Source organism: Tropicimonas sp. S265A (genome assembly GCF_049800835.1).
Classification (GTDB): Bacteria; Pseudomonadota; Alphaproteobacteria; order Rhodobacterales; family Rhodobacteraceae; genus Dinoroseobacter.
Genome location: NZ_JBNAFU010000001.1, coordinates 871,169 through 893,991 on the forward strand (window position 1 = coordinate 871,169; position 22,823 = coordinate 893,991).

General features: G+C 62.0%; 24 protein-coding genes and 1 tRNA gene. 17 read left to right on the plus strand and 8 right to left on the minus strand.

The genetic code is table 11. From position 1 onward, the window contains the following. Positions 1-212 precede the first annotated feature (212 nt). From rpsF to ACP15N_RS04310, 4 genes are all read left to right on the plus strand, one after another. On the plus strand, positions 213-566 hold the full coding sequence (gene rpsF / locus ACP15N_RS04295; protein WP_425090981.1) for a 30S ribosomal protein S6: 354 nt from the start codon (positions 213-215) through the stop codon (positions 564-566). Between the two features lie 29 nt (positions 567-595). Further along, positions 596-823 (plus strand): 30S ribosomal protein S18, encoded by a 228-nt coding sequence (rpsR, locus tag ACP15N_RS04300; RefSeq protein WP_005982441.1) that lies wholly within the window; start codon positions 596-598, stop codon positions 821-823. A 12-nt stretch (positions 824-835) separates the two neighbouring features. Further along, a complete protein-coding gene (gene rplI / locus ACP15N_RS04305) occupies positions 836-1,474 on the plus strand; it encodes a 50S ribosomal protein L9 (RefSeq protein WP_425090982.1) in 639 nt (212 codons plus the stop codon). A 171-nt stretch (positions 1,475-1,645) separates the two neighbouring features. Then, positions 1,646-3,568, plus strand: a complete 1,923-nt coding sequence (locus ACP15N_RS04310) for a bifunctional 2',3'-cyclic-nucleotide 2'-phosphodiesterase/3'-nucleotidase (RefSeq protein WP_425090983.1) — start codon at positions 1,646-1,648, stop codon at positions 3,566-3,568. Positions 3,569-3,640: 72 nt separating this feature from the next. Here the strand turns inward: ACP15N_RS04310 and tig are convergent, their stop codons facing one another. Beyond that, the gene (gene tig / locus ACP15N_RS04315) at positions 3,641-4,969 is read right to left on the minus strand and encodes a trigger factor (RefSeq protein ID WP_425090984.1); all 1,329 of its coding nucleotides are present in this window, start codon (positions 4,967-4,969) and stop codon (positions 3,641-3,643) included. 225 nt (positions 4,970-5,194) lie between these two features. Continuing rightward, positions 5,195-5,279 (minus strand) — tRNA-Leu (locus ACP15N_RS04320). Between the two features lie 150 nt (positions 5,280-5,429). Between ACP15N_RS04320 and ACP15N_RS04325 the strand changes: the two genes are divergently transcribed. Then, entirely contained in the window at positions 5,430-6,563 is a 1,134-nt protein-coding gene (locus tag ACP15N_RS04325; protein ID WP_425090985.1) for a Hint domain-containing protein, read from the plus strand. Between the two features lie 15 nt (positions 6,564-6,578). On the opposite strand, the gene ACP15N_RS04330 is transcribed toward ACP15N_RS04325, so the two are convergent. Together ACP15N_RS04330 and ACP15N_RS04335 are read right to left on the minus strand one after the other, a co-directional pair. Next, entirely contained in the window at positions 6,579-8,195 is a 1,617-nt protein-coding gene (locus ACP15N_RS04330; RefSeq protein ID WP_425090986.1) for an NAD(P)H-hydrate dehydratase, read from the minus strand. A gap of 48 nt (positions 8,196-8,243) precedes the next feature. Beyond that, a complete protein-coding gene (locus ACP15N_RS04335; RefSeq protein ID WP_425090987.1) occupies positions 8,244-8,792 on the minus strand; it encodes a DUF2314 domain-containing protein in 549 nt (182 codons plus the stop codon). Between the two features lie 309 nt (positions 8,793-9,101). Between ACP15N_RS04335 and ACP15N_RS04340 the strand changes: the two genes are divergently transcribed. From ACP15N_RS04340 to ACP15N_RS04355, 4 genes are all read left to right on the plus strand, one after another. Continuing rightward, positions 9,102-9,440 carry a P-II family nitrogen regulator gene (locus ACP15N_RS04340; RefSeq protein ID WP_425090988.1) on the plus strand — a complete coding sequence of 113 codons (339 nt, stop codon included), beginning with the start codon at positions 9,102-9,104 and terminating at the stop codon, positions 9,438-9,440. A gap of 72 nt (positions 9,441-9,512) precedes the next feature. Beyond that, a complete protein-coding gene (gene glnA / locus ACP15N_RS04345; protein WP_425090989.1) occupies positions 9,513-10,919 on the plus strand; it encodes a type I glutamate--ammonia ligase in 1,407 nt (468 codons plus the stop codon). A 217-nt stretch (positions 10,920-11,136) separates the two neighbouring features. Further along, positions 11,137-11,490 (plus strand): hypothetical protein, encoded by a 354-nt coding sequence (locus ACP15N_RS04350; RefSeq protein ID WP_425090990.1) that lies wholly within the window; start codon positions 11,137-11,139, stop codon positions 11,488-11,490. Between the two features lie 213 nt (positions 11,491-11,703). Continuing rightward, the gene (locus ACP15N_RS04355; RefSeq protein WP_425091601.1) at positions 11,704-12,927 is read left to right on the plus strand and encodes an alpha/beta fold hydrolase; all 1,224 of its coding nucleotides are present in this window, start codon (positions 11,704-11,706) and stop codon (positions 12,925-12,927) included. 61 nt (positions 12,928-12,988) lie between these two features. Here the strand turns inward: ACP15N_RS04355 and ACP15N_RS04360 are convergent, their stop codons facing one another. Next, positions 12,989-13,414, minus strand: coding sequence for a DUF6314 family protein (locus tag ACP15N_RS04360; protein ID WP_425090991.1), 426 nt, complete (start codon positions 13,412-13,414; stop codon positions 12,989-12,991). An 81-nt stretch (positions 13,415-13,495) separates the two neighbouring features. Here ACP15N_RS04360 and purB point away from each other — a divergent pair, with 81 nt between their 5' ends. The 7 genes from purB to ACP15N_RS04395 all read left to right on the plus strand — a co-directional run bounded on the left by purB (position 13,496) and on the right by ACP15N_RS04395 (position 18,147). Next, a complete protein-coding gene (gene purB / locus ACP15N_RS04365) occupies positions 13,496-14,803 on the plus strand; it encodes an adenylosuccinate lyase (RefSeq protein WP_425090992.1) in 1,308 nt (435 codons plus the stop codon). A gap of 96 nt (positions 14,804-14,899) precedes the next feature. Further along, positions 14,900-15,064, plus strand: coding sequence for a hypothetical protein (locus tag ACP15N_RS04370; protein ID WP_425090993.1), 165 nt, complete (start codon positions 14,900-14,902; stop codon positions 15,062-15,064). A 131-nt stretch (positions 15,065-15,195) separates the two neighbouring features. Beyond that, positions 15,196-15,729, plus strand: a complete 534-nt coding sequence (locus tag ACP15N_RS04375) for a tetratricopeptide repeat protein (RefSeq protein WP_425090994.1) — start codon at positions 15,196-15,198, stop codon at positions 15,727-15,729. A gap of 83 nt (positions 15,730-15,812) precedes the next feature. Beyond that, positions 15,813-16,847, plus strand: a complete 1,035-nt coding sequence (locus ACP15N_RS04380) for a flagellar motor switch protein FliG (RefSeq protein WP_425090995.1) — start codon at positions 15,813-15,815, stop codon at positions 16,845-16,847. Positions 16,848-16,894: 47 nt separating this feature from the next. Next, positions 16,895-17,269 (plus strand): ScnB-like protein, encoded by a 375-nt coding sequence (locus ACP15N_RS04385; RefSeq protein WP_425090996.1) that lies wholly within the window; start codon positions 16,895-16,897, stop codon positions 17,267-17,269. Then, complete coding sequence (locus tag ACP15N_RS04390) at positions 17,262-17,549, plus strand: SH3-like domain-containing protein (protein WP_425090997.1); 288 nt, start codon at positions 17,262-17,264, stop codon at positions 17,547-17,549. Before ACP15N_RS04385 ends, ACP15N_RS04390 begins: the two co-directional genes overlap by 8 nt. After that, the gene (locus ACP15N_RS04395; RefSeq protein WP_425090998.1) at positions 17,539-18,147 is read left to right on the plus strand and encodes a nitrile hydratase subunit alpha; all 609 of its coding nucleotides are present in this window, start codon (positions 17,539-17,541) and stop codon (positions 18,145-18,147) included. Before ACP15N_RS04390 ends, ACP15N_RS04395 begins: the two co-directional genes overlap by 11 nt. On the opposite strand, the gene ACP15N_RS04400 is transcribed toward ACP15N_RS04395, so the two are convergent. After that, complete coding sequence (locus ACP15N_RS04400; RefSeq protein ID WP_425090999.1) at positions 18,148-18,855, minus strand: DUF1223 domain-containing protein; 708 nt, start codon at positions 18,853-18,855, stop codon at positions 18,148-18,150. A 231-nt stretch (positions 18,856-19,086) separates the two neighbouring features. On the opposite strand from ACP15N_RS04400, the gene acnA reads away from it, so the two are divergent. Then, a complete protein-coding gene (gene acnA, locus ACP15N_RS04405; RefSeq protein ID WP_425091000.1) occupies positions 19,087-21,792 on the plus strand; it encodes an aconitate hydratase AcnA in 2,706 nt (901 codons plus the stop codon). A 95-nt stretch (positions 21,793-21,887) separates the two neighbouring features. Here the strand turns inward: acnA and ccmD are convergent, their stop codons facing one another. Together ccmD and ACP15N_RS04415 are read right to left on the minus strand one after the other, a co-directional pair. Continuing rightward, positions 21,888-22,082 carry a heme exporter protein CcmD gene (gene ccmD, locus ACP15N_RS04410; RefSeq protein ID WP_425091001.1) on the minus strand — a complete coding sequence of 65 codons (195 nt, stop codon included), beginning with the start codon at positions 22,080-22,082 and terminating at the stop codon, positions 21,888-21,890. After that, the gene (locus ACP15N_RS04415) at positions 22,082-22,810 is read right to left on the minus strand and encodes a heme ABC transporter permease (RefSeq protein WP_425091002.1); all 729 of its coding nucleotides are present in this window, start codon (positions 22,808-22,810) and stop codon (positions 22,082-22,084) included. Before ACP15N_RS04415 ends, ccmD begins: the two co-directional genes overlap by 1 nt. Positions 22,811-22,823: the final 13 nt, after the last annotated feature.

The following is a 22,823-nucleotide window of genomic DNA, read 5'->3' on the forward strand; positions in this document are numbered from 1 at the left end:
GGACCAATTCTCGCATAATTTTCGGCAAATATGGCTAAACTGGCCAAGGCCCATGCTCAGTTCCCCCGAAGCCGACTTCACCCTTGCGCTTTCGGCAACAATCGGTACACAGCGCTGGTCCCGAACCGATTGACCCCGCGTGGCCTCTCGTGTGCGGCCCGGGACCTGCGATCGCCGCACTATGAAACACGCGCTATAGAACTGGAGAACGCATGCCCCTTTATGAGCATGTCTTTATCTCGCGTCAGGACCTGTCCAACGCGCAGGCCGAAGGCCTGGTGGAACACTTCGGCACCGTCCTTTCGGACAACGGCGGCAAGCTGGTCGATAGTGAGTACTGGGGCCTCAAGACGATGGCCTACAAGATCAACAAGAACCGCAAGGGCCACTACGCCTATCTGCGCACCGACGCCCCGGCGCCGGCCGTGCAGGAGATGGAGCGTCTGATGCGTCTGCACGACGACGTAATGCGTGTTCTGACCATCAAGGTCGACGATCACGCCGAGGGCCCGTCGGTCCAGATGCAGAAGCGCGAAGAACGTGGCGAACGCCGCGAACGCCGCTGATCCAACGCTTGAGATAAGGACCCTAAACCATGGCTGCAAAACCATTTTTCCGCCGTCGCAAGGTCTGCCCCTTCTCGGGCGACAATGCACCCAAGATCGACTACAAGGACACGCGCCTCCTGCAACGCTATATCTCTGAGCGCGGCAAGATCGTCCCGTCCCGCATCACCGCCGTTTCCGCCAAGAAACAGCGCGAACTGGCCCGTGCGATCAAGCGCGCCCGGTTTCTGGCACTCCTGCCTTACGCCGTGAAATAAGGATCTGAGCACATGCAAGTCATCCTTCTGGAACGCGTCGCAAAGCTTGGCCAAATGGGCGAAGTGGTTGATGTAAAGCCGGGCTATGCGCGCAACTTCCTTTTGCCGCAAGGCAAGGCGCTGAACGCGACAGACACCAACATTCAGCAGTTCGAAGCGCAGAAAGCCCAGCTTGAAGCGCGCAACCTCGAAACCCGCAAAGAGGCCGAGTCGCTGGGTGAAAAGCTCGATGGACAGCAGTTCATCGTGATTCGCTCTGCGTCCGACTCCGGCGCGCTTTACGGTTCGGTCACGACCCGTGACGCCGCGGAAGCCGCTACCGAGGACGGGTTTTCGGTCGATCGCAAGCAAGTTTCCCTTTCGCGCCCGATCAAGGAGCTTGGGCTGCATACGGTCCACGTGACCCTGCACCCGGAGGTCGTGGTCGATATCGTGTTGAACGTGGCCCGTTCGGCGGAAGAGGCCGAGCTGCAGGCGTCCGGCAAATCGATCCAGGAACTGGCCGCCGAGGAAGAGGCCGCTGCGGAATTCGAAATCGCGGAACTGTTCGACGATATCGGAGCCGCAACCGAAGAGGACGAGGAACTCGGCGAACGGAGCAGCGAAGCTGCCGCACCGTCCGACGACGATACGGACGACCAGCCCTCCTGATCGGACGCACGCACGCAAGATCGAAACTGGCCGCCGCACTGGCGGCCTTTTTCATGCCGGTGCGGCAAGCAGATACAACCTAGGGTTTAAATTTAACTTTTGCATCCAGTCGAAGTTTCGTACACTCGCGGAAAAGATCTTGCAGACCGCGACACCTAAGGACGACCATTCATGGGAAGCGATGCAACAGACGCAGGGGGGGAAGACAGCCCTCACACGTCCGCACGCCTACACCTTCGTCTTCTTGGGACGACGGATCTGCACGCGCACATCCTTCCGCATAATTACTTCACTGATCAGCGCAACGAGGCTGTTGGCCTGTCGCGGACTGCCTCGCTGATCCGGGCGGCCAGGGCCGAAGTCGAAAACTCCCTCGTTCTGGACAATGGCGATTTCCTGCAAGGCACTCCGCTGGGGGATTACGCCGCAGAATATCGCGCATCGAACGGCGCCATGCCGCACCCGATGATCGCCGCGATGAATGCGGCCGGGATCGAGGTCGCCACCTTGGGCAATCACGAGTTCAATTACGGACTCGAATTCTTGCAAGACGCGGTGGCCGACGCGGCGTTTCCGATCGTCTCGGCCAATGTCGTACGCAAGCTTGGCAGTCAGGCAGAGCAGGACGAAACCCTCGTCCCCGCGTATGCCGTACTGGAGCGCGACTTCGTGGATGCGGCGGGCGAGACGCATCGATTCAAGATCGGCGTGATCGGCTTTGCGCCGCCGCAGGTGATGGAATGGGACCGCCGACACGTCACGGGCCGGATATCGATGCGCGACATCCGCGAGGCTGCAAAAGCACATCTGCCCGCGCTCAGGGCGGCAGGCGCCGATATCGTTGTCGCGCTGTGCCATTCAGGTTTCGGCCCGTCCAACCCGCCGTATGGTGCGGAAAACGCAGCACTCGGCCTCGCGGAAGACGGCGGGATCGATGCCCTCTTTGCCGGGCACACACATCTCGTCTTCCCCTCCAGCGATTTTGACGCGCGTCGCGGGCTCGACCTTGCGCGCAGCACGGCTGCGGGGATTCCAGCGGTCATGGCGGGCGCAAATGGAAGCCAGTTGGGGGTAATCGACCTGTGGCTGGAGAAGACCGCACAAGGATGGCAAGTGGCCGACAGCCGCGCGGGTGTGCGCGCCATTGCGCGCATCAACGGATCATCGCAGGCGCGTGGCACGGTTCCGTGTGATGCACGCGTCAAGACCATCGCCCTCGGTGCGCACCAGGCAACCCTCGCCCATATGCGGCGGCCGATCGGGCATCTGACGAAGGCAATCTCATCCTGTTTCGCGATGGTCTCGCCCTGCCCCTGCGCGACGCTTGTTGCGACGGCGCAGGCCGCTTACCTGCGCGACCGGATCAAGGACACCCCGTATGCGGCCTTGCCCCTGCTTTCCGCGGCGGCCAGCTTCAAGACCGGCGGACGCGGTGGTCCGCTGAACTTCTGCGAGATCCCCCAAGGACCGCTCACGTTGCGCCACGCGGCGGACCTTTACCCTTTCCCGAACCGCCTGTGTGCGTTGAAAATCACCGGTGCGCAGCTGCGGGACTGGCTGGAGCGCGCCGCGGGCGTCTTTAGACAGGTTGTCCCGGGCCAGCAGGCCCGCCCACTGCTCGACCCGCGACTGCCGCCTTACAACTTCGACCTCGTCGTTGGTGTCACCTACGCCATCGACCTCACCGCGCCGGCGCGGTTTCACCCGGATGGCACACGCGCCAAGGGCGACCACAGCCGCATCCGCGATCTGCGCTGGAACGGCGCACCGGTTCTAGAGGACCAGAGCTTTCTGTTGGCGACGAACGAGTACCGAGCGGGTGGTGGCGGTCAGTTCGCGGGCGCGCATCCCGAGAACGTGGTGTTCGAGGCCGAAGACCTGAACCGGGATGTGCTGATCGATCATTTCAAGGCTAACGATCCGCTGTCACCCGCCATCGTCGATACCTGGTCCTTTGCACCTATTGGCAACGCGTCCGCGATTTTTGACAGCAGCCTGAATGCAGCGACGTTCGCAAGCGACCTCGCGCGCGTGACGTTGACCCGTCTGGGACAGACCGCGTCAGGGTTCGTACGCTACGAGATCGCGCTCTAGGGAAAAGCCGGCAAGAAAAAGGGCCGCGTCTGACTGAGCGGCCCTTTAAAACTTTGATACTTCGCAGGCAGATCAGATGTCGTCTTCCAGCGCCTCGACAGCGGCCTGAAGCTCGTCCTTGCTCACGTCCTTGTCAGTCACTTCCGCCAACTCGAAGATATAGTCGATGACCTTGTCTTCGAAGATCGGCGCGCGCAGTTGTTGCTGCATCTGCGCGTTCTTCTGGATGAACTCGAAGAACTCGCGCTCCTGACCTGGATACTGACGTGCCTGGTTCATGATCGCCTGCGACATCTCTGCATCGGTCACGGTTATTTCGTTCTTCTGGCCCAACTCGGCCAGCAGCAACCCGAGACGCACCCGGCGTTCGGCCAGGGCGGTGTGCTCTTCGGTTGCCTCGATCTCGGGGTGATCATGCCCCTCGACATCGGGATTTTCCTCGTGCCACAGCTGATGCGCAATCTGCTTGGCCTCAACCTCCACCAGTGACGGGGGCAGGTCGAACTTGACCAGCGTGTCCAACTCGTCAAGCAACTTGCGCTTCATCACGGCGCGGGCGGCACCTGCATATTCCGCCTCCAGCCGCTCGGTGATCTGCTCCTTCAGCGCATCGAGGCTCTCGGCCCCGAACTGCTTGGCCATCTCATCGTCGATCACGGCGGCAACTGCGCCTTTGACTTCCTTGATCTTGCATTCGAACACGGCGGCTTTGCCCGCCAGATGTGCGGCCTGATACGCTTCGGGGAAGCTCACTTCGACATTTTTTTCGTCACCGGCCTTGGTTCCCACAAGCTGTTCTTCGAAGCCCGGAATGAAGGAGTTCGACCCCAGAACCAGCGGATAGTCTTCGGCGGCGCCCCCTTCGAACGCCTCCCCATCGACCTTGCCGAGGAAGTCGATCACGACCTGATCGCCGTCTTCCGCCGCACCATCCTTGGTCTCGTAGTTCTTGGCGTTCTCGGCGAGGTTCCCAAGCGCCTCGTCGATCGCGGCATCGTCGGCTTTGACGACCAGCTTCTCCAGCTTCACGCCCGAAAAGTCAGCATCCGGGACGTCTGGCAGCGCCTCGTAGCTGAGCGAAACCTCGATATCGTCGCCCTCTTTCCAGTCTTCGTTCGTCATCTTGACGTCAGGCTGCATCGCGGGGCGGTCGCCGCTGTCCTCGAAATGCTTTGACATCGCGCCATCGACCGTTTCCTGCATCGCCTCGCCCAGAAGACGCGGACCGAACTGCTTTTTCAGCAGGGCCATCGGGACCTTGCCTTTGCGGAAGCCCTTCATCTCGATCTCGGGCTGGGCTTCGGTCAGCTTCTCGTTGACCTTTTCGTCCAGTTCCGCCGCGGTGACAGTGATCGAATAGCCGCGCTTGAGGCCTTCGTTGAGGGTTTCGGTGACCTGCATTGCATTCCCCATGAGTTCAGGGCGCGCCCGTCCGGCGCGCAAAAGAATTTGGGGCGTTCTATGAGGCTGTGCGCAGCGGCGCAAGGGCCGTTTGCCCTATATGCCCCGCGAGCGGCACGTTCGGCGCGCGGAACGCTTCGCAACCGGCGCGGCGTTCCTGCCTGCGCTGCCGCCCACAGGCAAAGCCGCGCGATTTCGGGTATCCGGGATACACATGGAATGGACTGGTGCGGGTGAAGGGACTCGAACCCCCACGCCTCGCGGCGCCAGAACCTAAATCTGGTGCGTCTACCAATTCCGCCACACCCGCAGTCCGGCGGCACATAGCAAAGAGTTGCTGCCTTTCAAAGGGGCAATTGCGACCATGATATTTTCATGACAGTAACACTTTGCTCCGTATAACCCGAAGCAGTTTCGTCGGCGATCAAGGGAACAGGATCGCCACCAAAGTGTGAGTGACATGGCAACATACCAGATCTGGGCGCTTGGCGCTTCAGAGGTCACGGTAGAGAGCGATACCAACGGCGACGGCACTCCGGACGCCGTGCCCTCGCTTGAGCCAAACACCACCAACCTGTTGTCGGGAGGCTCGCAAGGCGCCGGGACACATCTGGGCAGCCCGTCAGACGGGTTCGATCGCTACATCACCCTGAACAGCAACGCTTGGCAGCCTATCGGAATCAACGATGACGACGTGGGTTTCGCCGACAATGACAGCGGCCAGACGCTGGATGTTGCAACGACATTTGACGGGACAGTGTATGCCAGCGGTTCTCGGATCGAGTCCGAGTACACGCTTGTGCTGACCGACGGCACGACCGACTACACGGTCGTGGGTTTCAACATCCGTGAACCGAACCCGACCAGCGGCAACACCTACGGCACGACCGAGGGACTGGCATTTCTGGGCAATTTTCCCCCGGTCGGCGTGCCCCTGCGGGTGAAGTCTGCTTCCGAAGGCCCCTCCAACGCGCAGACCCCCGCGGCAGACTATGCCGTGCCCCCCTGTTATACGCCGGGCACCATGATCGAAACGCCCGACGGGCCCCGCCCGGTCGAGGATATTCGGCCCGGCGATCTTGTCCTGACGCGGGATGATGGCGCGCAGGAGGTCACATGGGCCGGGTCGGTTGCGCTGGACAGTGCGCGTCTGGCCGGAAACCCCCGCTTCCGTCCGATCCTGATCAAGGCCGGTGCGCTGGGGCCAGACCAGCCTGCCTGCGACATGCTGGTGTCACGCCAGCATCGGATCCTTTTGCGTGACTGGCGCGCGGAGTTGATGTTCGGGTCCAGCGAGGTGCTGGTGGCGGCGGTCGATCTGGTCAACGATCGCGACATTCTGCAGGTCTACGATCTGGAACCGGTGACCTATATCCACTTCATGTTCGACCGCCATCAGGTGGTCAGGGCCGACGGGCTCTGGGCCGAAAGCCTGCGCCCGGGTCCTGCCGTACTGGCCACCCTGGGCCGCGCCGCCCAGGAGGAATTGTTCGCGCTTTTCCCGGAACTGCGCAATGCCGATCGCGCCCCGTTTGACGCCGCGCGGCCCCTTTTGCGGACATGGGAAGCGCGGGTTTTGACGGAGCCCTCCTGATCGGCGTTCGAGCCTTCAGGCCGAACCAAGCGCGCTGAGCACCGCAGGCACAGCCTCGGGCAAATCCTCCGCGATCAGTCCCGGCCCGAACCCCCTCGCAGCCTCGCTGTGCACCCAAGCGGCGGTTTGCGCAGCCTCGAACGGCGAAAGCCCCCGCGCGAGCAACCCGCAGATCAGTCCCGACAGGACATCGCCCGCCCCAGCGGTTGCAAGCCAAGGCGCCGCACGCTCGTACACGGCTGCGTTGACCACCGCCTTGCCGCTTGGGGCTGCAATCACGGTATCCGGGCCCTTCAACAGGACGACGCATCCGGCGCGCGTAGCCGCAGCCCGGGCCGCATCGACCTTTGAATAGGCGGGCCCTTGCGTGGCCGCCGCTTTCAACTGCGCGGCAATGTCGGGAAAGAGCCGCGCAAATTCACCGGCATGCGGGGTCAGAACGCACGCGGAATGCAATATCGCGAACAAGTCGTCAGGCGCGTCCGCAAAAGCGGTCAGGGCATCCGCATCCAGCACCAGCTGCCGCGCCGTGGCGGCCTTGCACGCTGCCGCAACCAGATCCCGTGCGCGCGAGACCCCCAGGCCAGGCCCTAGGCAAAGCGCGTTCAGACGTTCATCCGACAACAGCGCGCCCAGATCGGCCGCATCGTTCAGCCGCTTGATCATCACCGCATCCAGCCGCGCGGCATGTTCGGCAACGGCGGCCGCCTCGCAGGCGACAGACACCAGCCCGGCTCCGATCCGCAACGCAGCGCGCGCAGCCAGTCGGGCCGCGCCGCCCGCGCCAGGCGGCCCGGACAGGATCACGGCGTGACCGTTGTCATACTTGTGCTGGTCGGACCGCTTGTGCAGCAGTGCCGGTGCAGGCGGCTGTACAAGCCGCGCCGCAGCCGGGATCTTTCGCGCCTCTCGTGGCGCATCGCGATCAAGGCCGATATCGGCGACAACGGTCTTGCTGCACAGACTGGGCCCGCGGCTCAGAACATGCCCGAGCTTTCGGGAATGGAAAGACACGGTCAGGTTGGCCGCAGCCGCCCCAAGGCCGCCATGCGACGGTTCAAGCACCTTGCCGCTGTCGGCATCCAGACCGCTTGGGATATCGATCGCGACCACACGCGGGGATGCGGCCGCCGACGACAGGCGCGCCGCAGGGCGGTCAAACCTTTCTGCGGCATCTGCGAGGATGGTGAGAACCTCAGTCAGATCTTCCAGTGGCCGTGTCAGCCCTGTACCGAACAGGGCATCCACCGCAAGATCGGCATCCTGCCAGGGGGTCGGCCCTTTCAGATCGGCAAGGACATCGCCGACGGGGCCGAGTTGGGACCAGAGGTCGTGGTTTCGTTTCGCATCGGGGGGCAGGTTCGCGGGATTTCCATACAGGAGCACATCCACCCACCAGCCCCACTCCTTGAGAAGCCGTGCAACGACAAACCCGTCACCGCCGTTGTTTCCGGGTCCGCACAGCACCACTGCCTTATGCGGTGCGGCTTGCAGGTCTGGCCATTCGCTCAGGATGGCGGCAAGCACGCCGCGCCCCGCGCGCTCCATCAGCTCCAGACCGGTCACCTGCCCACTCTCCATTGCGGATGTTTCAAGGGCGCGCATCTGCGCGGCGGTCAGCAGATCGGTCATGACAGGCCTCCGGTCGTCTCGCCGGAAGCCTATCCCCTTAGCAAGGGCTTACCAAGTCGCCGGAACCTTGCCGGGTGCAAGGAAAGCTTCGACCGCTGCGGCCTGCTCCTCACTCATGGCCCCGACCAGCGCACGGACGGAGTAAAACCCGTAGCCGACACCCTGCTCGACAAACGCCCAGTCCACGATCTGGTCATACCTGAACTGCACCTCGCTGCCGGCTTTGAGGTCACCGAGGTAGACCGGATCATTGTCGAGCTGTCCGATAAAGGAGCCGTCCTCGAGGGGTTTGAAGCTGCCGACCCAGATGTTTTCGACGGGACCATCCGCTTGAAGCGCAACCTTGATCGCCACGTTTTCCCATCCCGCCGGCTCGGTGGAGGCGTGTTCCAGAAACAGGGGCAAGGTGGCGCGCGCCTCTTCGACGGCACTGTTCACTGCCGCATCATCGAGGGCGACTTCGACAACGTTGTTGTTGTCGTTGAACGCCGCCGAAACCTTGTTGCTGCTTCCCAAGAGCCCGAGGGACTGCGCGATATACACCACCGCCGCCAATCCGCCCCAGAATGCCACACGGCGCCATGCTACAAATTTCATTTTGGTCCCTTTCGAAGAAATTTCATCGACTGGCTAGCTGACGAACTCTGCTGGAACCGGGTACAAACTGTGGTTTTTACGAGGAAATGCACGATTGCGGGCAGGTAACCAACCTCCGGATCACCACCGCGATTTGGCCTTTGGCGACTGCATTGTTCGCGAACAGCACACTCTGCGATCATGTTGCCTATTTTTTAGGCTTCACTTATGCATTTCGAAAAGGACGGGAGTTGGGCCGCCCCCGAGTCAATTGCGGCTCCTGTGTGAAAGTGTTCTGCACAACACCATCGAGAAGAAGGGAGTCGGGGGATGAAGAAGATTGAGGCGATCATCAAGCCGTTCAAGCTTGATGAAGTCAAAGAAGCCCTGCAGGAAATCGGTGTCCAAGGCCTCTCTGTCGTGGAAGTCAAAGGCTTCGGTCGGCAAAAGGGCCATACAGAGCTGTATCGCGGTGCCGAGTACGTCGTCGACTTCCTGCCAAAGGTAAAAATCGAGGTCGTTCTGCCGGACGATCAGGCGGATCAGGCCATCGAAGCCATCGTCGAAGCCGCCAAGACCGACAAGATCGGCGACGGCAAAATCTTCGTTTCCAATGTCGATCAAGCCATTCGGATCCGGACCGGCGAGATTGGCGAAGAAGCCCTCTGACGGGAAACACCGCTGGCGTGTCCTGCGCCAGCTACAACAACCAGTACAAATCGACTGAAAGGGATAAGGTCAATGAGCAAAGACGCTGTTCTCAAGACCATCAAGGATGAGGAGATCGAGTACGTCGATATCCGCTTTACGGACCCGCGCGGCAAGCTGCAGCACGTGACGGTGATGTCCGACCAGGTGGACGCGGACTTCCTCGAAGAAGGCTTCATGTTTGACGGCTCCTCCATCGCGGGATGGAAATCCATCGACGAGTCCGACATGAAACTGATGCCGGACACCGAGAGCGCCTATCTTGATCCGTTCTACGCCGAAAAGACGCTGTGCCTGCACTGCTCCATCGTGGAGCCCGACACAGGCGAAGCCTATGCGCGCGACCCGCGCGGCACCGCTGAGAAGGCCGAGGCGTACCTCAAGTCTTCCGGCATCGGCGACGTGTCCTACTTCGGCCCCGAGGCCGAGTTCTTCCTGTTCGACGATGTCCGTTTCTCCTGCGAAATGAACAAGGTATCGTTCGAAGTGGATGCACAAGATGCATCGTGGAACTCCGACACAGAATACGAAATGGGCAACATGGGCCATCGTCCGGGCATCAAGGGCGGCTACTTCCCCGTGAACCCGACCGACGCGGCGCAGGATCTGCGCGGCGAGATGCTGTCCACCATGAAGCGCATGGGCATGAAGGTCGACAAGCACCACCACGAAGTGGCCTCGTGCCAGCATGAGCTGGGCCTCATCTTCGGCTCGCTCACCCATCAGGCGGACGAGCTTCAGAAGTACAAGTACGTGATCCACAACGTCGCGCACGCCTATGGCAAGTCGGCAACTTTCATGCCGAAGCCGATTTCCGGCGACAATGGCACCGGCATGCACGTGAACATGTCGATCTTCAAGGACGGCAAGCCGCTGTTTGCGGGCGACAAGTACGCAGATCTGTCGCAAGAGGCGCTGTACTACATTGGCGGCATCCTCAAGCACGCCAAGGCGCTGAACGCCTTCACCAACCCGTCGACGAACTCCTACAAGCGGTTGATTCCGGGCTTTGAAGCTCCGGTTCTGCGGGCCTATTCCGCACGTAACCGTTCGGGATGCGTGCGTATCCCGTGGGCCGAGAACCCCAAGGCCAAGCGCGTCGAGGCACGCTTCCCTGACCCGGCCTCGAACCCGTACCTGTGTTTTGCCGCGCTGCTGATGGCGGGCCTTGACGGGATCAAGAACAAGATCGATCCGGGCGAAGCCTCTGACAAGGATCTTTACGATCTGCCGCCGGAAGAACTGGCCGGCATCCCGACGGTCTGCGCGTCCCTGCGGGAAGCGTTGGATGCGCTGGAAGCCGATCATGAGTTCCTGCTGGCTGGCGATGTGTTCACCAAGGACCAGATCGAAGGCTATGCAGAACTGAAGTGGGAAGAAGTGTATGCCTACGAGCACACACCGCACCCCATGGAATACAAGATGTACTACAGCTGCTGATCCGAACTCCGGATCAACGCAAAGGGCGCCCTCGACGGGCGCCCTTTTTGTTAGGCCCTGTCTTTGCGCAACAATTCCCCAGGAAGCGCCCGGATGTGCCGCATTTTTTCCATGTTGAGACGTCAGGGTTAACGCGTCTGTAACCAGTACCCGGTCAATGTTTGGCCAGAACGCGACCGCACCAGAAGGGTGTCGGTGAACTGGGAAGGACGTAGAAATGTCTGATGCAACCGCAACTACAGCGTTCCGAACGACTTACCTGGGGCGCGGCACCGCGCTCAGGTTCACGTGGCAGTCGACCGGGCAAGGAAAATCCGCACGCCGGTATGGCCCCCCAACCGACTATACCGTGCACAAGATGCGCGCGGCCCTGCGGCCGGAAATGGCACTGGCAGAGCCCGAGTTGCGCTTGATCAGGATGATCGAGGTGTTTCTGCTGATCACCTTCTTTCCTCTCGGCTTTGCATTGACCCGCTACAACAAGCTGTTTGGTCCCTGCGTCGGCATGTCCAGCCTCGTGTTCTTCGCCTGGTGGGGCCTCGTCGCGGGCCTGCTTTATGCGTTCCTCTAAAACGGGGGACTTGGCCATTTCAAAACGAAATGGCTTCGGTTTGAAAAACGAACCGGCAAAGGGGTGCAAAACGCACCCCTTTTTCTTTGCCCCAGGGCATGCAGGGATCTGCGCCCTGACACAGGCTCTCACCCTTGCGTGACAGCAGTGACACATGGCTTGCCGCAACGTCCGCCGCACCCCATCCTTGTAGGCCAATGGAAAGGCCCCTCGATGCCCACAGAGAAATTCACATTCACAGGTCATGGCGGTGACACGCTGGCGGCCCGCCTCGATCTGCCCGACGGCGCACACTTGGCGACGGCGCTCTTTGCCCATTGCTTCACCTGCTCCAAGGACATCCCTGCCGCCCGTCGGATCGCGGCACGCCTGTCGGCGATGGGCATTGCGGTTTTGCGATTTGATTTCACTGGCCTCGGGCATTCCGAAGGGGAATTTCGCAACACGACGTTTTCATCCAATGTCGCGGACCTCGCGCGCGCGGCAGATGCCCTGCGCGCCCGCAATCTCGCGCCGTCCCTCCTGATCGGCCATTCGCTCGGCGGGGCCGCCGTGCTCAAGGCAGCGCGCCAGATCCCCGGCATCAAGGCGGTGGCAACGATAGGCGCACCTTTCGACCCGGAACACGTGACCCATAATTTCGGCGACAAGATCGCAGCAATCAGAGAGACCGGCGAGGCAGAGGTGTCACTGGGCGGTCGCCGCTTCCGGATCCGCAAGGCGTTTCTCGACGATGTCGCGGCAGAAGAACTCGCACCTGAGATCGCGTCTCTGAACGCGGCGCTGCTGGTCCTGCACGCACCGCGCGACGATACCGTCGGCATCGAGAACGCAACCCAGATCTTCCTCGCCGCCAAACACCCCAAGAGCTTTGTGACACTCGACACGGCAGATCACCTGATCTCGCGCGCCGAAGATGCGGAATATGCCGCCGAGGTGATCGCGGCCTGGGTTGCCCGGTATCTGGATTTGCGCCCCCCGGCCCCGCCCCCCGGAGCGCCCGAAGGCATCACGCGCGTGGCCGAAGCCGACAAGAACGGATTCTTGCAGGACATTCATGCCGGCCCCCATCACCACATCAACGCCGATGAACCGCTGGCCTATGGCGGCACGAACCGCGGCATGAGCCCGTACCAGTTGGTCGCCGCCGGGCTGGGCGCGTGCACCTCGATGACCCTGCGCATGTACGCACGCCAGAAAGGCTGGCCGCTGGCCCATGTGTCCGTGGATGTGGTCCACGACAAGGTCCACGCCCAGGATGCCAAGACCTCGCTGGACCGGATTGACCGCTTCGTACGCCGGATCCGGCTGGAGGGGCCGCTTGATGACGGACAGCGGGCGCGACTTCTGGAAATCGCGGATAAGTGCCCGGTGCACCGAACCCTTGAAACCGGCGCCCATATTGAAACCGAACTTCTGGTCGAAGAACCTGCCTGAGCTTCTTTTGTGCTGAAATACCTTGGGGGAGACGCGCGGAGCGCGGCGGGGGCAAAGCCCCTCAACCCCGGGTGTATTCCGTCACCATCCTGTAATCCTTGCGCGGCCCCCGCACACGCCAGTCCGATGTCCAGACCGGCCAGGCGTCAAACACATACCGAACGTCATACTGGTCCGGCGCACAGTGATGACTGGACACAGCCGAAAGACCGAGGGTGAAACTGTGAAAGAACCGCGCCTCGTCAAACCACACGCTGATCCCCGCGCCTGTCGCGCGCCAGATATACCCTCGTGTTGCGGAAAACGCCTGCGAGCCCACGTGCATCCGGCCCGTCTCGGAATAGGCTAGACCCTCCGGGATAGGGGTAAAGTGCGCCTCGCCCTCGAACCGCGCAGGAGTGCCTAGGCGATCTTCGATACGCCTTTGCACGCGCCACATCCCTTCGAAACTCGCAAGGGAGACCGGGCCGGTATGACTGTCTTGCATGCGACCCCTCCTTCCCTTGCCGCGCGGTGTGCCCTGTCCTACAAGCCGCGCAAATCGCTCACAAGCCAAAGGCCCGCACGAATGATCCCTCGCTATTCCCGCCCCGAGATGGTGGCCATCTGGTCGCCCGAGACGAAGTTCCGCATCTGGTACGAGATCGAGGCGCATGCCTGCGACGCACAGGCCGATCTCGGCGTGATCCCGCGCGAAAACGCCGAAGCTGTCTGGAAAGCCCGGGATGTGGAGTTCGACGTTGCCCGCATCGATGAGATCGAGGCCGTGACCAAGCACGACGTGATCGCTTTTCTGACCCATCTGGCCGAGATCATCGGCAATGACGAGGCGCGGTTCGTGCACCAGGGCATGACCTCCTCCGATGTGCTGGACACCACGTTCAACATCCAGCTGGTGCGCGCGGCGGACATCCTGATCGCAGATATGGAGGGGTTGCTTGCCGCCCTGAAACGTCGCGCCTACGAGCACAAGGACACGGTTCGGATCGGCCGGTCCCATGGCATCCACGCCGAGCCGACGACCATGGGTCTGACCTTTGCCCGCTTCTACGCGGAGATGGACCGTAACCTCAGCCGTCTGCGTGATGCGCGCGCCGAAATTGCCACCGGCGCGATTTCCGGGGCGGTGGGCACCTTCGCCAACATCGATCCCGCGGTGGAGGAACACGTGTGCGACAAGCTCGGCCTTGTGCCGGAACCGATCAGCACACAGGTGATCCCGCGCGACCGCCATGCGATGTTCTTTGCCATTCTGGGCGTGATCGCCTCATCCATCGAAAACATCGCGATCGAGATCCGCCACATGCAGCGCACCGAGGTGCTGGAGGCCGAGGAGTTCTTCTCGAAGGGGCAGAAAGGATCGTCGGCCATGCCGCACAAGCGCAACCCGGTCCTGACCGAGAACCTGACGGGCCTGGCGCGTCTGGTCCGGTCGGCCGTGGTGCCGGCAATGGAAAACGTGGCGCTTTGGCATGAGCGTGATATCTCGCATTCGTCCGTGGAGCGCATGATCGGCCCGGACGCGACCGTCACGCTGGACTTCGCGCTTGCCCGCCTGACGGGCGTGGTCGACAAGCTGGTGGTCTACCCTGAAAACATGCTGGCGAACATGAACAAGTTCCGCGGCCTCGTGATGTCGCAGCGGGTTCTTCTGGCGCTGACGCAAGCGGGTGTCAGCCGGGAGGACAGCTACAAACTGGTCCAGCGCAATGCGATGAAGGTTTGGGAAGAAGGCAAGGATTTCAAGACCGAGTTGCTTGGTGATCCGGATGTGACCGCAGCGCTGACCCCAGCGGAGATCGACGAAAAATTCGATCTGGGGTACCATACCAAGCATGTGGACACCATTTTTGCCCGCGTTTTCGGCACGGACTGACCGAAAAATGGATCATCCAAAGCCTAATATCGGAAAAAGCTTTGACTGAAGGCGAGTCGTGCTACTCTTTTGATTGTAATCAACAGGGAGATGAAGATGCGCCTTTCCGCGATCGCGACTGTACTGACGCTGACCCTCATGCCGGGTCTGGCCCTTGCTGAATGCAACTGGGGCAAAATGGACCAGCATGCCGCCGTGACCTGTGCCGACGGCAAGACATGGGATGCAACGGCGGGAGCCTGCGTCGATACCATGAGCTAAGCGCCGTCGCGCGCCGTACGACAACCCACCACCCATCACACGGACAACGAATGGCCCGCTTCAAGCGGGCCATTTCCTTTTGAAGCCGCGCCTCTAGGTTACCACCACCGGCCCCTTTCTGGAGTGATCCCATGCGCGTGCTGATCTGCCTTTTGCTGCTTGGTTCGCCCTCGCTCGGGCTTGCCGCGGGGGATGACGGGTTCACAGCCCCTACACCGACGGAGACAACGACCACCTGCTCCGGCGCGAAGATCTGGGACGAGAGAACGCGCAAATGCGTGGACGCGCGCGACAGCAGCCTGTCGGATCAGGACCGGTTTCAAGCGGTGCGCGAGCTTGCCTATGCCGGGGCCTATGACCGGGCCAAATCGGTTCTGGCGACATTTGCATCCCCCGCAGCCAGCGGCGCACAGACCTATGCGGGTTTTCTCGCCCGCAAGACCGGCGATATGGACGCCGCATTCGTCCATTACAGGCGCGCGCTCGAGACCAACCCCGATAACCTGCTGGTGCGCTCGTACATGGGGCAGGCCTTTGTCGAGATCGGCGATACAGAGGCGGCACGCGCGCAGCTCCGGGAAATCCGCGCACGCGGTGGTCGCCAGACATGGCCGGAGTTTGCGCTGGCCAGCGCGATCCGATCCGGACAGGGCTATGCCTACTAGGCGAAACGCGCGGCGGGTAACGGGTCTTTAAACTGGCTCTGTCAGACAGGTGCGTACCTGATGGTGGAAGAAAGCCAAGTGTCGTGAGTGCCGCTGCCAAAACATCCGGAGCCGAACCGGTTATTCAGAAATTGTCGCCGCGCCAGAAAGCGGCCGTGATCCTGCGCCTGCTGGTCGAAGATGGCGAGACGCCGAACCTGACGGCGATGACGCCCGGCCAACAGGCCCTCCTGACAGAGGAGATGGCGCGCCTGAAACCCATTTCGCGCGCCACCCTCGAATCTGTCATTACCGAGTTTTTGAACGCGATGGACGAAGCCGGGCTGTCGGTGTCCCATGGACTCGCATCCGCATTGAACCAGCTTTCCGGACACATTTCAGCGGAGGTCGAAGAAGAATTGCGCCTGCGCGCTGGCCTTGGAGAGGTACTGGGCGTCTGGGATCGGCTTGCAGCCCTTCCCGCCGACACCATGCTGAAGCTCATCGATGGGGAAAGCCCCGAAGTGGCGGCCGTTGTCTTGTCGAAAATCAAGGTGGCCGTGGCGGCGGAAATCCTGGGGCTCATGCCCGGGCCGCGTGCCCGCAGAATCACCTTTGCCGTGTCTCAGACAGAACAGATCGCGCCGCCTATCGTCGAACGGATCGGCGAGATGCTGGTGGACCGGCTTGAGGCGATCCCGCCGCGGGCCTTCAACAGAAGCCCCGATGCCCGGCTGGGCGAAATCCTGAATTCCTCTGCCCCCGACACGCGGGAAGAGGTCTTGAACGGTCTTCAGGAAAGCGACGAGGGGTTTGCTAAGGCCGTGCGCAAGGCGATTTTTACCTTTGCGCATATCTCCACCCGCGTGGTGCCACGCGATGTCCCCGCTCTGCTGAAGGAGGTTGACGGCGATGTCCTCGTCAAGGCGCTCAAATCGGCAGAGACGCAGGAACCCGATACCGCAGCCTTCCTGCTTGAAAACATGTCCAAACGCATGGCGGAGCAGCTCCGCGAGGCGATGAAGGAATTGGGTGACGTACCCGAGAAAGATGGCAATGCCGCCATGACCGAAGTCGTCCGCGCGGTGCGCAAGCTGGAGGCTGACGGCACATTGATGCTGATCCCGGCAGAAGATTAACGCCCGACCGAGGTTGCGTCACCCCGGCAGGTCTGTAGGCTCAGGCCATGACTACCGACGACGCACACCCCGTACCCGCCCGCCCAGCCAAGTCCTGGTACGACATGGGCGGCGACCCGGCGGGCCCCGTTCTACCAGAAGAGCATGATTACGCACTATGGGAAAAGCGCGTCGATGCTCTTGTGGTGCTGTGCCAGAAGAAGGGGCTTTTTACAGTCGACGGGTTGCGCCGCGCGCTCGAAGACATGGGGCCAGAAGCCTTTGAAACGCTCACCTATTACGAACGCTGGGTCGGTGCCCTGCGCCGAAACCTAGTGGAGGTAGGTGCGATTACCCCCGCCGAACTCGAAGCTGCGATGGAGGCGGTGCGGACACGCGGCGACACCTACGGCACGGCAAGCGAGCCGCCAGCGCATGAGTGACCGCGTCCGTGTCAAAACCTGGATGCCGCCGGGCCATATCCGCACACCTGCATACCTGCGCGGCAAGACGGGCTGGATTGAACGGCGACTTCCGGCGTTTCCCAACCCCGAACTGCTGGCCTACCACCGTCCGGCGCCGGAGATCCCGCTGCTCAGGGTGCGCTTCACGATGGCAGAGGTCTGGGGGCCTGGTGCGGAGAACCCGGACGACGTGCTGGAGGCAGAGATCTTTGCGCATTGGCTCGACCCTGTATCGGAGGGCTTACACGATGCCCCATGACCACGCCCCCCATCCCCATCGCCCGGATCAAGACGGCCCGCTGACAGACGCGCAGATCACCGAGATCGCGATCCGGGAGTTGCTGATCGCCAAGGGTGTCACGACCGCCGCCGAAGTCACCGCAGAGGTCGCGACAATGGACGCGCGCAACCCGGCACAGGGTGCACGCGTGGTGGCGCGCGCCTGGACCGACCCGGCCTTCAAGAACCGGCTTCTGGCCAACGGTTCCGCCGCGTGCGAGGAACTGGGAATAGAGATGGGGCCGCTCAAGCTGATTGCGCTTGAGAACACCGAGAGCACCCACAATGTCGTGGTGTGTACCTTGTGCTCCTGTTATCCGCGCAACCTGCTCGGCCTGCCGCCAGACTGGTACAAGTCGCGGGTCTACAGATCGCGCACGGTGCGCGAGCCTCGGGCCGTCTTGCGGGAGTTCGGCACAGATCTGCCTGCTGGCATGCAGGTCAAGGTACACGATTCGACGGCGGATATGCGCTATCTCGTGATCCCAGCGCGCCCCGAGGACACGGAAGATCTCAGCGAGGACGCATTGGCCGGGTTGATCACACGGGACGGCATGATCGGCGTAACACGCCTCTGACTAGCGCGCCCGGGCCGCTCCGACGACCGGGCCCATGCCGGCCTCCTGCACGAGGACAGCGGCCTTATCCCCCTCCGGCCAGCGGTGGCGGATGGATTTCGCAGAGGCTCCGTTCCACTTCCCGAGGTCGGTCATCTCGCGCACCGTGTTGGCATAAGTGATTGTCTTGCCCGCGTTCTCGCCGCGCTTGATTGCAACGGTTTCGGCTGCCGTGTACCCGATCAGCAAGACGCGGTACTCCCCCTCGCTGCCCTTTGGCACGAGGGTTATCACCACATCCTGCCCCGCGCGGCGCGCCGAAATCTGGACCTTGTCCTGCACGGCGCGGTGCGCCTGAATGACATTCGCCACGTCCATCGGTTTCAGGCCGACCACATGGTCCAGTCCCCCGATCACCATCTGCGGCGTGAACACACTCCGATGACCCGCAGCGCGCCCGTAGTCCTTCTGCCGCTTGGAAAAGGCTGGATCGGCAAAGACGTCCTTCCAGCCGATGTAATCCCAGTAGTCGACATGAAACGCCAGCGCGATCACGTCCTCATACTCTGCATCGATCTTGTGCAGAAGTGCATCCGCCGGCGGGCAGGACGAGCACCCTTGTGACGTGTAGAGCTCCAGCACCACGAGCTTGTCCGCCGCTGTGGCGGTTGCCGTGCTGCCGAACGTGCTGGCAAGAACGAGGGCGAGGGAAACGAAAAACTTGCGCATGGCCAACCTTTTTCTTCTTGCCCCTTACCTAAGCGGACAATGCCGACATAACCAATCAAGGAATTGCGAGATTTCAGCAGGACACGCAGGCGTGAGCAAGCGCGAGGCGCTTCGCAGCGGGGGCGCGACAATATGCTGTGCACAATCGTATACAGTTTTGCTTGATCGTGCCGCCCACCGGGGATTATAGCCCGGGTAGCATTACCCTTTAACCGCATAGGGAGCCACCTCATGCCCATTACTGTCGGCCAGGATTCGGCCAAGACCCGCAAAACGCTCAGCGTTGGCGATCAATCGGTCAGCTACTATTCCATTCCGGCGGCTGAAGCCGCAGGTCTGGGCGATTTCTCCAAACTGCCGGCCGCGCTCAAGGTCGTGCTCGAGAACATGCTCCGGTTCGAGGATGGCGGGCGGACCGTGTCGGTGGACGACATCAAGGCGTTTTCCGAATGGGCGGATAAAGGTGGCCAGAACCCGCGCGAGATTGCGTATCGCCCGGCGCGCGTGCTGCTCCAGGACTTCACCGGCGTTCCGGCAGTGGTCGATCTGGCCGCGATGCGCGACGCAATTGTCGGCCTTGGCGGTGACGCGGTGAAAATCAACCCGCTCAACCCGGTCGATCTGGTCATTGACCACTCGGTCATGATCGACGAATTCGGCAACCCGCGCGCGTTCCAGATGAATGTGGACCGCGAGTACGAGCGCAACATGGAGCGGTACACGTTCCTGAAATGGGGCCAGTCCGCATTCAACAATTTCCGCGTTGTCCCGCCCGGCACCGGCATCTGTCACCAGGTGAACCTGGAATACCTGGCACAGACTGTCTGGACCGATACCGACCAGACCGGGGCCGAGGTTGCCTATCCTGACACGCTTGTCGGCACAGACAGCCACACCACGATGGTGAACGGTATGGCCGTTCTCGGCTGGGGCGTTGGCGGGATCGAGGCCGAGGCCGCGATGCTGGGCCAGCCGATCTCCATGCTGATCCCCGAAGTGATCGGTTTCGAGCTGACAGGCGAGATGATGGAAGGCACGACCGGTACCGACCTCGTGCTGAAAGTGGTCGAGATGCTGCGCGAAAAAGGCGTTGTGGGCAAGTTCGTGGAATTCTACGGCGCCGGCCTCGACAAGCTGCCACTGGCGGACCGCGCCACCATCGCGAACATGGCGCCGGAATATGGCGCAACCTGCGGCTTCTTCCCGATCGACGGCGAAACGCTGCGTTACCTGCGCAACACCGGTCGGGACGAGGCGCGCGTCGCGCTGGTCGAAGCCTACGCCAAGGAGAACGGGTTCTGGCGCGGTGACGACTATGCGCCGGTCTATACCGACACGCTGAGCCTCGACATGGGCACCATCGTTCCGGCGATCTCGGGTCCCAAGCGCCCGCAGGATTACGTGGCGCTGACCGACGCAAAGGCTGCATTCGCCAAGGAAATGGCGGAAACGTTCAAGCGCCCGATGGGCGAACAGGTCGCGGTCAAGGGCGAAGACTACACAATGGAATCGGGCAAGGTGGTGATTGCCTCAATCACGTCCTGCACCAACACCTCCAACCCTTACGTAATGATCGGCGCGGGCCTCGTGGCACGCAAGGCCGCGGCACTCGGCATGGATCGCAAGCCTTGGGTCAAAACCTCCCTCGCGCCGGGATCGCAGGTCGTGTCGGAGTACCTTGAGGCCGCGGGTCTGCAGGATGATCTAGACAAGATCGGCTTCAACCTCGTGGGCTACGGCTGCACCACCTGCATCGGGAACTCCGGCCCGCTTCAGGCAGAAATCTCCGAGGCCATCGCCGAGGGCGACCTGGTTGCAACGGCCGTTCTGTCCGGCAACCGAAACTTTGAGGGCCGGATCAGTCCGGACGTGCGCGCGAACTACCTCGCCTCGCCCCCGTTGGTCGTGGCCTATGCGTTGGCGGGCACGATGGACATCAACCTCGCGTCCGACCCGATCGGTCAGGACCGCGACGGCAACGATGTCTACCTCAAGGATATCTGGCCCACCACGCAGGAGGTCGCTGAACTGGTTGAGCAGACCGTGACCCGCGAGGCTTTCCTGAAAAAGTACGCCGACGTGTTCAAGGGTGACGAGAAGTGGCAGAGCGTCGAGACGACCGACAGCCTGACCTACGACTGGCCGCCGACCTCCACCTACGTTCAGAACCCCCCCTACTTCCAGGGCATGGGCGACGAAGCCGGCACGATCAGCGACGTCAAGGACGCCAAGGTTCTGGCGATCCTGGGCGATATGATCACCACCGACCACATCTCCCCCGCCGGGTCCTTCAAGGAAAGCACCCCCGCAGGCAAGTACCTGACCGAACGTCAGGTGGCCCCGCGCGAGTTCAACTCCTATGGCTCGCGGCGCGGCAACCATGAGGTCATGATGCGCGGCACCTTCGCCAACATCCGCATCAAGAACGAGATGCTGGACGGCGTCGAAGGCGGCTACACCAAGGGCCCCGATGGCGAGCAGACCTCGATCTTCGAAGCGGCGATGGACTACAAGGCGTCGGGCACCCCGCTCGTGATCTTCGGCGGGGAACAGTATGGCGCAGGCTCCAGCCGTGACTGGGCGGCCAAGGGCACCAGCCTGCTGGGCGTGAAGGCCGTGATCGCCGAAAGCTTCGAGCGGATCCACCGATCCAACCTCGTGGGCATGGGCGTCATCCCGTTCGAGTTCACTGGCGGCGATACCCGCAAGAGCCTCGGATTGAAGGGCGACGAGACCGTCTCCATCACCGGACTTGAGGGCGACCTGACCCCGCTGAGCAACGTGCCCTGCACGATCACCTATGCCGACGGCACGGTGAAGGAGATCCAGCTGAAGTGCCGGATCGATACCGAGGTGGAGATCGAGTACATCGAGAACGGCGGCGTGCTGCACTACGTGTTGCGCAACCTCGCCAAAGCACCACTGGCAGCCGAGTAAACCCGAGCAACCAGTACTGACATCAGAGGCGCCGCAGGGCGCCTTTTTTTTGTCCGGCAATGGGTGGCTAGCGCTTCTGTCCGCAGATGCGTGGTCTACTCGGCCGCGTCTCTGGAGGCTGAAGCTTCCGACTTGGCCTCCTCGGCCTTTCGCCGGGCTTCGTAGTCCCGCAGCGCCTGACGTGCGCGTGACCCTTGCAGCAGTGTCCAGCCGATCAGCAGCCCCAGCAGCGTGAGCGACACGGCGTAGGCGGTCAGCACCTCGAACGCGTATTTTCCAAGATCAGGCATCAGCCCATCCGCTCACGCAGGCGCAGCGCCTTGAGGCGGCGCGACCGGATCTCCGTCCGCGTGCGCACCAGCAACAGGGCCACGAACAGCAGGACAAACCCGCCCAGACAGAAGAGCAGTGGTTGATAGAACACGTCCGCGACGTTCTCTTCCTTGTCCAGCGACAGGGATGCGCCCTGGTGCAGGCCCTGGCTCCAGAATTGTGCCGCATACCGGCTCAGCACGGCAAAGACCGATCCGACAAGGCATAGGATCGCGGTCAGGTCGGCGGCGGTGTCGGAGTCCTCTACCGCGGACCAAAGCGCAATGTAGCCCAGATAGAACAGGAAAAGGATCAGGAATGAGGTCAGGCGCGGATCCCATTCCCACCACGTGCCCCACATCGGCTGCCCCCAGATCGCCCCGGTAAAGAGCGCCATCACCGTCATCGTCGCCCCGATGGGCGCTGCGGCCTTGGCCGCGAGCGCACTGACATGGTGGCGGCGGATCAGCCAGATCAGCGAGGTGATCAGCATCATCACCCAGATGTTGATCGCCATCATCGCGGAAGGCACATGCAGATAGATGATCTTGACGGTGGAGCCTTGCCGAAAATCGTCTGGCGTCCAGAAGAAGCCCCAGATAAGACCGACCACCAGACACACCGCCGCAAGGCCCGTGACCCACGGCAGAACCGCTGCAGAAGTCTGCATGAACTTCTTCGGATTGGCGTATTCCCACAAAGACATGTGCAAAGCGTAA

What these genes read in the sequence shown, in the direction of transcription:
- ACP15N_RS04335 (WP_425090987.1), bottom strand. Translation starts at nt 8,792, where the DNA reads ATGAAATTTGTAGCATGGCGCCGTGTGGCATTCTGGGGCGGATTGGCG.
- acnA (WP_425091000.1), top strand. Translation starts at nt 19,087, where the DNA reads ATGCCCATTACTGTCGGCCAGGATTCGGCCAAGACCCGCAAAACGCTC.
- ACP15N_RS04395 (WP_425090998.1), top strand. Translation starts at nt 17,539, where the DNA reads ATGCCCCATGACCACGCCCCCCATCCCCATCGCCCGGATCAAGACGGC.
- rplI (WP_425090982.1), top strand. Translation starts at nt 836, where the DNA reads ATGCAAGTCATCCTTCTGGAACGCGTCGCAAAGCTTGGCCAAATGGGC.
- tig (WP_425090984.1), bottom strand. Translation starts at nt 4,969, where the DNA reads ATGCAGGTCACCGAAACCCTCAACGAAGGCCTCAAGCGCGGCTATTCG.
- rpsF (WP_425090981.1), top strand. Translation starts at nt 213, where the DNA reads ATGCCCCTTTATGAGCATGTCTTTATCTCGCGTCAGGACCTGTCCAAC.
- ACP15N_RS04330 (WP_425090986.1), bottom strand. Translation starts at nt 8,195, where the DNA reads ATGACCGATCTGCTGACCGCCGCGCAGATGCGCGCCCTTGAAACATCC.
- ACP15N_RS04340 (WP_425090988.1), top strand. Translation starts at nt 9,102, where the DNA reads ATGAAGAAGATTGAGGCGATCATCAAGCCGTTCAAGCTTGATGAAGTC.
- ACP15N_RS04350 (WP_425090990.1), top strand. Translation starts at nt 11,137, where the DNA reads ATGTCTGATGCAACCGCAACTACAGCGTTCCGAACGACTTACCTGGGG.
- ACP15N_RS04415 (WP_425091002.1), bottom strand. Translation starts at nt 22,810, where the DNA reads ATGTCTTTGTGGGAATACGCCAATCCGAAGAAGTTCATGCAGACTTCT.
- purB (WP_425090992.1), top strand. Translation starts at nt 13,496, where the DNA reads ATGATCCCTCGCTATTCCCGCCCCGAGATGGTGGCCATCTGGTCGCCC.
- rpsR (WP_005982441.1), top strand. Translation starts at nt 596, where the DNA reads ATGGCTGCAAAACCATTTTTCCGCCGTCGCAAGGTCTGCCCCTTCTCG.
- ACP15N_RS04390 (WP_425090997.1), top strand. Translation starts at nt 17,262, where the DNA reads ATGAGTGACCGCGTCCGTGTCAAAACCTGGATGCCGCCGGGCCATATC.
- ACP15N_RS04400 (WP_425090999.1), bottom strand. Translation starts at nt 18,855, where the DNA reads ATGCGCAAGTTTTTCGTTTCCCTCGCCCTCGTTCTTGCCAGCACGTTC.
- ACP15N_RS04355 (WP_425091601.1), top strand. Translation starts at nt 11,704, where the DNA reads ATGCCCACAGAGAAATTCACATTCACAGGTCATGGCGGTGACACGCTG.
- glnA (WP_425090989.1), top strand. Translation starts at nt 9,513, where the DNA reads ATGAGCAAAGACGCTGTTCTCAAGACCATCAAGGATGAGGAGATCGAG.
- ACP15N_RS04360 (WP_425090991.1), bottom strand. Translation starts at nt 13,414, where the DNA reads ATGCAAGACAGTCATACCGGCCCGGTCTCCCTTGCGAGTTTCGAAGGG.
- ACP15N_RS04310 (WP_425090983.1), top strand. Translation starts at nt 1,646, where the DNA reads ATGGGAAGCGATGCAACAGACGCAGGGGGGGAAGACAGCCCTCACACG.
- ACP15N_RS04370 (WP_425090993.1), top strand. Translation starts at nt 14,900, where the DNA reads ATGCGCCTTTCCGCGATCGCGACTGTACTGACGCTGACCCTCATGCCG.
- ACP15N_RS04325 (WP_425090985.1), top strand. Translation starts at nt 5,430, where the DNA reads ATGGCAACATACCAGATCTGGGCGCTTGGCGCTTCAGAGGTCACGGTA.
- ACP15N_RS04385 (WP_425090996.1), top strand. Translation starts at nt 16,895, where the DNA reads ATGACTACCGACGACGCACACCCCGTACCCGCCCGCCCAGCCAAGTCC.
- ccmD (WP_425091001.1), bottom strand. Translation starts at nt 22,082, where the DNA reads ATGCCTGATCTTGGAAAATACGCGTTCGAGGTGCTGACCGCCTACGCC.
- ACP15N_RS04375 (WP_425090994.1), top strand. Translation starts at nt 15,196, where the DNA reads ATGCGCGTGCTGATCTGCCTTTTGCTGCTTGGTTCGCCCTCGCTCGGG.